The organism is Lysobacter sp. 22409, from assembly GCF_052045105.1.
Classification (GTDB): domain Bacteria; phylum Pseudomonadota; class Gammaproteobacteria; order Xanthomonadales; family Xanthomonadaceae; genus Lysobacter; species Lysobacter antibioticus_B.
Window position 1 is genome coordinate 1 of sequence record NZ_JBQEOE010000077.1, and the last position, 9,710, is coordinate 9,710.

Below are 9,710 nucleotides of genomic sequence, written 5' to 3' on the forward strand. Positions count from 1 at the left end.
ATCGCTGCCGTCGCCCAGATTGCCGGTGGCGAGCAGGCTCGCGCCGGCGGCCACGTTGACGGTGTTGGCGCCGGCGCTGCCGGTCAGGGCCGCCGTGGTGCCGCCAGCGGCCTGCAGGCTGCCGCCGACATTGAGCACGGTGCCATCGGCCAAGGCCACGGTCGGCGTTTCCAGGGCGCCGGCCACAGTCAGCGTGCCGCCGTTGAGGGTGGTACCGCCGCTGAAGCTCTGCGCCCCGGTCAGGGTCGCGGTGCCTGCGTTGTCCTTCTGCAGGAATTCGAAGTTGACCGTATCGCCGCCATCGAAACTCAGCGCGGCGGCGTTGTTCAACACCACCGTATCGCCGGCCCCATGACCGCCGCCGTCGATGACGTTGTTCAACACCGCACCGTCGTTGAGCGTGAGCGTATCGTCGCCGCCCGCCAGGCCAATGGCGCCGCTGCCGCTGACCGTACCCGACACGGTGAAACTGTCGGCCAGTGCGCCGCCGCTGTAGCTGCCGTCCACGTTCAGCGTTGCGCCGCTGGCCACGGTGGTGGTCAAGGTGTTGCCCACTGCTGCGACGACGCTGCCGCCGGCGGTCACGTTCAAACTGCCGGCCACCACGTTGACGGTGGTGAAGTCCGAGCTCGCCGGGCCGTTGACGTTGAGCGTACCCACACCGGTCTTGCTCAAGGTTTCGAAGCCCTGCACCGCGCCGAGGTTGGCACTGGTCGCGATATCGGTGTTGAAGGTGTCGTTGCCGGCCCCGGCTATGACCGTGCCGATGATGTTGGTGCCGTCGTGGATGGTCAGGGTGTCGTCGCCGGCGCCGAGATTGAAGCTGCCGAAGCCTGTGTCGAGGGTGCCGGCCACATCGAGCAGGTCGCTGCCGTCGCCCAGGTCGCCATTCGCCAGCAGGCTGCCGCCGGCGCTCACGGTCACTGCGTTGGCACCGGTGCTGCCGGTGATCGCCACCGCCGTGCCGACGCCTGCCTGCACGCTGCCGTCGACGTTGAGTGCGGTGCCGTCGGCCAGGCTCAAGGTCGGCGTTTCCAGGGCACCGGCCACCCGAAGGGCGCCGCCATCGATGGTGGTGCCGCCGCTGAAGCTCTGGGTTCCGACCAGGGTCGCCTCGCCGACGTTGTTCTTTTGCAGCAACTCGAAGTTGGCCGTGTTGCCGGCGTCGAAGATCATCGCATTGAGGTTGTCGAGCACCACGCTGTCGCCGGTGCCGGTGCCGCCGCTGATCGCAGCGCTGAGCAGCGAGCCGTCTTTGAGGGTCAAAGTGTCGTCGCCGCCGCACAAGTCGATGGTGCCGCTGCCCGACACCGTGCCGGAAACCGTCATGCTGTCGTTGTCGGCGCCGCAACCGTAACTGCCGTCGACGTTGAGCGTCGCGCCAGTGGCCACGGTTGTGGTCAGGGTATTGCCCGGCGCCGGGACCACGCTGCCGCTCGGCGTCACGTTCAAGGTGCCGGCCGCGACGTCGATGGTGGTGAAGTCCGAACTCGCCGGGCCGTTGATGTTGAGCGTGCCGACGCCGGTCTTGCTCAGTGTCTCGAAGCCCTGCACCGCGCCGAGATCGGCGCTGGTGGCGATGTCGGTATTGAAGGTGTCGTTGCCGATGCCGGCGGAGATCGTGCCGGTAATCGTAGTGCCGTCGTGGATGGTCAGAGTGTCGTCGCCGGCACCGAGCGCGAAGGTGCCGCCGCCGGTGTCCAGGGAGCCGGCCACGTCGACGACATCGGCGCCGTCGCCGAGATCTCCGTTCGCCAACAAGCTGCCGCCGGCACCCACGAATACGAAGTTGGTGCCGGCGCTGCCGGTGATCGTCGCCGCAGTGCCGACGCCCCCCTGCACGCTGCCATCGACGCTCAGCGCGGTGTCGTCGGCCAAGGCGATGGTCGGCGTGGTCAGGCTGCCGTCGACGTCGAGCACGCCGCCGGCGATGGTGGTGCCGGCGCTGAAGCTCTGAGTGCCGGTCATGCTGGCGATGCCGCTGTTCTGCTTGAGCAGGCTTTCGAAGCCGGCGGTGGTGCCGCCGTCGAAGCTCAGGGGCGAAGCATTGTCGAGCACCAATTGGTCGTTGGCGCCGCTGCCGCCGTCGACGCCGATGCCGCCGATCGTCGCGCCGTCGTTCAAGGTCAGCGTATCGCTGCCGGCGCCCAGGTTCAGCGCGGCAGCGCCGGTGTTCAAGGCGCCGGCCAAGGTCAGCGTGTCGCTACCGTCGCCGAGGTCGCCATTGGCGGCGAGGCTGGCGCCGGCATTGACCGCGATGGTGTTGATGCCGGCGCTGCCTGTGAGCGCGGTCGGCGCGGGGCCGGCGGCCTGCACGCTGCCGTCGATGTTCAGAATAGTTCCGTCGGCCATCGACACGGCGGAGGTGTCGAGGGCGCCGTCCACGTCCAAGGTACCGCCGTCGATCGCGGTGCCGGCGCTGTAGCTTTGGCCTCCGGTAAGGGTCAGCACGCCGATATTCTGTTTGGTCAGGCGTTCGAAACCGGCGACGCCGGTGCCGCCGAAGGTCAGCGGCAAGGCATTGTTGACCACCAGGTTGTCGGCGCTGCCGGCACCGGCATCGACGCCCGCACCGACGATCGCCGCGCCATCGTTCAAGGTCAGGGTGTCGTCGCCGGCACCGAGGTTCAACACCGCAGCTCCGGTATCCAGGGTGCCGGTGAGGTTGACCGCATCGCTGCCATCGCCGAGATCGCCGTTGGCTCGCAGGATTCCGCCGCTGTTGACGTTGATCGTGCTCGCACCGGCATCGCCGCTGAGCAGCGCCGGCGCGGCGCCGGCGGCCTGTAAGGTGCCGTCCACGTTCAGGGTGGAGGTACCGCTCATCGCAACCGTGGCGGTGTTGAGGATGCCGTTGACGTCCAAGGTGCCGGCACTGACGGTGGTGGCGCCGATGCTGTTGTTCGCGGTCAGCGTGGTGGTGCCCGTGCCGACCTGGGCGAAGGTACCGGGGCCGCTCATGATGGCGTTGAAGACGACCGTGTCGCTGCGGTTCATCGACAGCGTGGACGTCGGCGAGTCGACGATCACGTTGCCGGTGCCCAGATTGCCCGACGTGCCGCCGTTACCGATCATCAGGTTGCCGTTGTTGACGACGGTGTTGCCGGTGTAGGTGTTGTTGCCGGTCAGCGCCCAGGTGCCGCTGTCGTTCTTGGCCAGCGTGGTGATGCCGGTACCGGCGTTGCCGATGATGCCGGCCAGGGTGTTGTTGCCGGTATTGGTGCCGCCCAGCGCGATGGTGCGCGCCACGTTCGGATTCGCCAACCCGATCGTGCCGGTGTTGGTGAAGTCGACCGCGCCCGTGCCCGACGACTCGATGAAGGTCACGCCCGACGCTAGGGTAAACAGGCGGTCGGTGCTGTCGCCCGCGCCGGTGTAGCGCAAGGTGGAGCCGTTGCCGATCACCAGGTTCGACGCCGCACTCGAGGACGCGCCGATACCGCTGGCCGCACCGCCATTGGCCAACTGACTGACGCCGAGCACGCCGCCGCTGATGGTGGTGATGCCGGTATAGCTGCTGTTGTTGTTGGTCAGGATCCAGGTGCCGATGCCGGTCTTGGTCAGCGAGGTGGCGCCGGTGCCGTTGTTGTCGAGCTGCGCCGAGAAGGTGTTGTCGGCGGTGTTGACGCCGGTGAGAGTAAACGTGCGCGCGGCATTGGTGCCCGCCAGCGCGATGACGCCGGTGTTGGTCATATTCAGCGCGCCGGTGCCCGATGCATCCAACGTACCGCCACCGACACCCAGCGTGAACAGACGGTCGCTGCTGGTGGCTGCGCCGGTGTAACCGAGAGTGGCGCCGCCGCCGATGACGAGATTAGCGGCAGCCGAACTGCTGGCGCCGATCGCGCTGTTGCTGCCGCCGTTGCTCAGACAGTCGACGCTCAAAGTGCCGGCATTGATTGTCGTTGAGCCGGTATAGCTACTATTGCAACCGGACAGGCGCTGGATCTGCGCGCCGTTCTTCACGAGATTGCCGCTGCCGCTGATCGCGCCGGCGTAGACGATGCCTGCGGCATTATTGCCGCTGCTCAGCGTCAGGGTCTGCGCGCCCAGGCTGATGTTGCCGCCTACAGCACCGCCGCCGTGCAGCCAGGCGAACGTGGTGTTGAAACCGTTGAGATCCAGCAGCGCGCCGGCGGTATTGAGCATGTCCAAATGACCGGTGCCGAAGGCCGTGGCCGACCCGGCGCGCAGGATGCCGCCGGTGACTTGGGTGCCGCCCGTATAGGTGTTGTTACCGGACAACAACAGGGTGCCGGGGCCATCCTTGCGCACGTAACCGCCGCCCACGACGGTGCCGCTGAATGCCAGAGTGGTGGCCGCATTGGCCACCTCGATCGCGGCCGGACCGCTTTGTGCAGTGAATCCGCGGTCGATGCTGATGTTGCCGCCGGTGTACTTGAGGATGGCGGTGTTGAACAGAAGATTGGACGAGACGTTGGAGGAAGCGCCGATACCGCTGGCGAGGCCGCCGTTGGCCAGGCAATCGGTGGTGATCTGGCCGCCGTTGATATTAGTGACACCGGTATAGGTGTTGTTGCAGCCGCTCATGATCTGTTGCGTCGCGCCGTACCCGCCGCCCCGTATGAAGCCGCCGGTGCCGCTGATGGTCCCGGTAAACGTGCCCGCGCTGCCGATGGAGGTCAGCGTGGCCGAGCCCAGGGTCACGTTGCCGCCGCCTCCGAGCGCCCCGATGGTGTTGTTGAAACCGGCGAGATCCGTCGTCGCTCCGGTCGCCACGACCAGGTTGTTGGTGGTGGCGCCGAAGGCCTGCGTGGAACCGGCCCGCAGCGTGCCTGCATTGACGGTGGTGCCGTTTCCGTAGGTATTGGTGCCGGACAACACCAGGGTGCCTGGACCTTCCTTGCGCAAACCGTCATCGCCCACCACCGTGCCGCTCACGGTCAGCGTGGTCGCTGCATTGCTGACGTCGACGCCGCCGCTGCCGCCGCCCGCGGCAAGGTTACCGACGGTGAAGCCGCGGTCGGTGCTGGTCGTCCCGCCCGTATACATCAGCGTCCCGTTGTTGAGAACGAGATTGCCCGAGGCACTGCTCGAAGCGCCGATGCTGCTGACCAGCCCGCCGTTGGCCAACGTGGTGACCGACAAGGTGCCGCCGTCGACGCGTGTGATGCCGGTGTAATCGTTGCCGGCGTTGCTGAGGGTCAAGGTGCCGGCGCCGGTCTTGGTGAAGTTGGCACCGTCGGTGCTGGTGACCAGGCCGCTGAAACCGAGGTTGGCTGCAGCGTTGGTGACTTCGATACCGCTGCCGAGGATCGCGCCGGACTTGGCGAGGGTGAAGCCGCGATCGCTGCTGGTGGTGCCGCCGGTATAGCGCAGCGTGCTGCCTTCCAATACCAGGTTGGACGAGGCCGCGGACGACGCGCCGATGCTGCTCGCCGCGCCGCCGTTGGCGATGCTGGCAACCGACAGGATGCCCTGCGATACGGTGGTGCCGCCGCTGTAGGTGTTGTTGATATTGCTCAGCGTGACCAGGCCGGTGCCGGCCTTGGTGAAGCCGATGCTGCTGCCGTTGTCTACGATCTGCGAGGCGATGGCGAAGTTGCCGGTGCCGTTCTGCTGGATGCCGAGCGCGCCGCCGCCGGCCATGCCGGTGAGCGAGCCGCCGGTGATCGTCTGGTTGTTGGCGCCGACCGACGGCGCGACGATGATGGTTCCATCGATGCCCAGCGTCTGGCCGGCGGCGACGGTGACGGTGGTGGTCGCGTCCGGGGTGGTGAACTGCAGGCCACCGAGTTGGACGCTGCTGCCGACCGTGCCGAAAAAACTGTCGGCATCGGCATCGCTGTCGGAAATGAATTCGCCGGTCAACCAGAGCGACGCGTCGTCCTTGTCGGTGTAGTCGGCATCGGTGAAGGCAAGGATATTGCCGCCGACCACCTTGGCGTAGTCGGTGCCGTTGACCGTGGCCCAACCGCCCAGGAGGGTGTTGGTGGTGGTGATGTTGCCGCTGCCCGGCAGATTGAAGTTGATCAGTCCGCCGGTGCGGGTGATGGCGCCAAGGTTGACGGTCATGCTGCCGCCGGCGCCGGAGGTCGCACCGATGGTGTTATTGCCGGCGACGACATTCAAACCGTTGAAGGTCTGGGTATTGGCCTCGCCGGCCGCGCCGACCGCATTGAGCGTGCCGCCGCCCATGGTCAGGGTCGAGGCGCTGGAGATGATGTTGCTGGCGGGCCCGCCCGCCCCGGCGAAGTCCAGCCGCAGCGTGCCGCCGTTAATCGTAGTCGCACCGGTATAGGTGTTGGTTCCGGTTAGAGTCTGGGTGCTGGCGCCCTCCTTGGTGAGGCCGCCGCTGCCGGTGATGTTGCCGGCATAGCTGGTGTTGGTGGCCGCGGCCCCGTTGAGGGTCAGCGTGCCCGTACCGATGTCGACGCTGCCGCCTGTACCGGCCAGCGACGGCAGAGTGATGTTGAGATCGTTGAGGTCCAGCGTTCCGCCATTGATCACGGCGCCACTGCTGGCGCCGAACGCGCTCGTATTGCCTGCGCGCAGAGTGCCGCCGTTGACGGTGGTGCTGCCGGTATAGGTGTTGACGCCGTTGACCACCCAGGTGGACGCGCCGCTCTTGGCCAGGCCGCCGGCACCGGAAATGACGCCGGTGAAGAAGTTGTCGGCTCCGACGAAGCTGCCGCCGAGGGTGCCGGTATTGGTGAGCCCCAGGGTCCCGCTGAGCGACAACGCACCGCTGCCATCGCTGTTGATCGTGCCGTTGTTGAGCCCCCAGGCGCGGTTACTGCTGGCGCCGGCACCGGTGTAGCTGAGCACGCCATTGGTGATGCCGATACCACCACTCGAGCCAAGCGAACTGGCGACGCCGGTATTGGCCAGCGTGCTCGCCGAAACCGTCACGTTGCCGATGCTGGTGGTGGTAGCAGTGTAAGTATTGGCCCCGCCCAGCGTGATCGTACGGTTCGTGCCGCCGCCAGTCAGAGTGAAAAGAGGTTGGCCGCCGCTGATGACGCCCGACAACACCAGGTCCGCGCTTTGCGCGCTGAAGAAAGTGCCGCGCGCAGCGAAGGCGCCGTTCTGGTACTGACCTAAGATGTTGCCGGTCAGCGTGAGGGTGCCCGTGCCCGAATTGGTGATTCCGCTATTGCCGAAAAAACGCGAGAACACTTGCCAATTACGGTCGGAGCTGGAGCCGCTGCCGGTATAGACCGCGTTAATGCCGCTGTCCGAAGGGTTCAGAACGATCGTGCCGTTGGCCACCGTCGTCGGCGCACCCAGTGCACTGGCCCCTCCGTTTACATTAGCGATGGAACTGAAGAAAACAGTAGCGTTGGTGCCGACCACCGTTTGCCCGGTGTAGTCATTGGCGTTGTTGGTCAGCGCGACGCCGTTCTGCAGGTTGAGGCCGCCGGCGCCGGTGTAGCGCGCGGCGCCGACGCTGCCGCCGATGACGACCGATCCACTGGTGAGGGTCACCACGCGGCTGGCATTCAGTGCGCCGGTACTGGACAGCCAGGTGCCATTAGCCATGGTGATGCCGTTGCCGGCGACGCCCAGCGCAGCGTCGCCGTTGACGAAGAGACGCCCGGCGCCGACGTTGATGCCGCCACTGAAGGTGTTCGCACCATTGAGCGTCAAGTCGCCGGCGCCGGCCTTGGCCAGGCCGGCCGTGCCGGCGATGACGGAGTTGATCGTCGCGCCGACGCCCGCGTTAGTGGTGATGGTGGGCGCGACGCCCCCCAGGGTCAGGGTGCTACCGCTGAGCGTGTAACCGGTGGTCTCGAAGGTCAGGTTGTGCACGCTTATCGGCACGCCCAAGGTCACCGTGCCGGCGGTGCCACCAAAGAACGCGTCATCCAGTGCGGCGTTGTTCCAGGCGCTGTAAGGCCCGCTCACGCCATCGCCATTGGGACTCCAGAACGGACTGGTGGTGTTCCAGATACCGGTTCCGCCGCGCCCCACCGCGGTGCCGTTGACATCCCAGAACCGATTCGCCGCCTGTGCCGGCGCATACAACGACAGCAATACCGCGAACACGGCCAATTGCAACGGCCACGCGCGCTCAGGAGGCGAACCTTCGACCTGGTCGCGATCAAGCACCCGCTCGTGTACGCGGCCGCGCTTATCGACCCCTCCCCCGCTCTTGCCACGGCTGGTGGCGAGTTCCGAAACGACCACCCACGCGTTGAGCGCATGCGACCAGAGGATGCGGAAAATGCGGTTCATGTTGTTCTCCGTGTGACTCGCGAACGCGTGACGGACGAGGCGCCGTCGGCTACGTCAGTGACCGTCTTTCAGATACGAATAAATCGATGATTGGATGAAGCTGGCACGGTCGAGTGCAGGAAATCGGCGAAGTGCGGCCAAGTACGGCCAGATGTGGCGATGCGCTGGAGAAAGCCTTCGCGAAACGAACAAAGCAGCGGCGTGGAATCGGAACGGGCGGCGAGCAGCGGCACGATGCGAGGCACTGCGATGACGCCGACCACCCCTGTTCGGGCAAGCGCTATCGACTGATGTCGACGAGACTTCTACACCCGAAAATAGCGAAATCGCAAGCGGATTCGGGGCATCGAACCGCACTTAGCCAACAAGGATCGGAAAAGCGCCGCCGATCGTCACGCGCCTTGCACGCGAGGCCATCGTCGCAGTGAGAAAACGTTAGTTTCAGTGAACATCCGATAGTGAACCTGCCCACGCCGCAAGCTGATGGCGCAGAGAGTTCGATTCATGCCGCCCCCTTCATCGGTCTCCATACCCGCTGGAACCTCGATGTTGTTTCAGTGCTCGAAATCTTCGGTGTGGCTCAGCAGCGCGTCGATGCGGATGCGCTGCGACAGCTCGCTGACGGGCTGCCATCCGTTGGCCGCGGCGACGCCCTCCAACCGTTTCAGGTTCGCCGCGACCTCGCGATAGAACATGCACGCCGCCCGCCCGATTTTGTCGGGATAGTGCCCCGCCACTTCGGAGCGCTCGGACAGTTGCGCGGACATCCCCCGCCTCCGGCGCACTAGGATTTGTGCTGTGTATCGCATTTTAAGAGGGGGCCGGATGTTTCGAAATTGGGAAAAATCTTAGGGTCGATGCATCGGGGGTGCCTGTAGAAATTGGCCACGGTGCCATTGGGGAAAACCCGCCGTGGACAGCGCCGACTTCGGCACAACCTGGATTGCGTCGGGTTTCGCTGCTCGGCCGCTCGCTGGCGCAGTCGGCCAAGGTCTTATCACTGTCTGATCGTGCGGACGCTTGGCATCCTGTCGGTCCTAGGCATCGCCGATGGCGGTGCGGTCGGCAGCATCTCAGGCCTTGCCAGCGGGCGGCCGGACCGTCAGGTGCCGGCCGCCCTTCGTTTACCAACGAATTCTGATACCCAGGTTAGCCTGGCGCTGCTGGATGTCGCTGCCCTCCAGGCTTTCCCCGTAGGACAACACGCCGAACAGGCTGACGGAATCGTTCAACTCGGCTTCCACGCCGACGTCGACGGTCGCCATCAGGCCCAGCTCGTGGTTCGGAAACGCTTGCGGTTGCGTGCCGGAGCCGATCGGCACCACCAGCAAGGCGTTGTCCTTCTCGCCCAGGGTGTCCTGCAGGCCGAGCGTCGCCCACGGGCGGATGCGTGCGCCGCCGGCCGTCTCGAAACGCTTCTCGGCACGCACCGCGGCGCGCACCGTGCCCAGCAGGTCGTCGTCCATCACCAGTTGCTTGCCGCTCGCATCGCGCTGGTCCTGCCACTGCAT

4 protein-coding genes are annotated in these 9,710 nt (G+C 66.0%); all 4 read right to left on the reverse strand.

Annotated features, from left to right (window positions below; all coding sequences use genetic code 11):
• Window positions 1-8,199 (reverse strand): autotransporter-associated beta strand repeat-containing protein (locus tag ACTJJK_RS22475; RefSeq protein ID WP_440731296.1); only part of this gene is annotated, 8,199 nt, incomplete at its 3' end.
• Window positions 8,200-8,267: 68 nt separating this feature from the next.
• Window positions 8,268-8,462, reverse strand: a complete 195-nt coding sequence (locus ACTJJK_RS22480) for a hypothetical protein (RefSeq protein WP_152566418.1) — start codon at window positions 8,460-8,462, stop codon at window positions 8,268-8,270.
• A gap of 291 nt (window positions 8,463-8,753) precedes the next feature.
• Complete coding sequence (locus ACTJJK_RS22485) at window positions 8,754-8,966, reverse strand: hypothetical protein (RefSeq protein ID WP_031374107.1); 213 nt, start codon at window positions 8,964-8,966, stop codon at window positions 8,754-8,756.
• 357 nt (window positions 8,967-9,323) lie between these two features.
• A partial coding sequence (locus ACTJJK_RS22490; RefSeq protein ID WP_440731297.1) for an autotransporter outer membrane beta-barrel domain-containing protein occupies window positions 9,324-9,710 on the reverse strand: 387 nt, incomplete at its 5' end.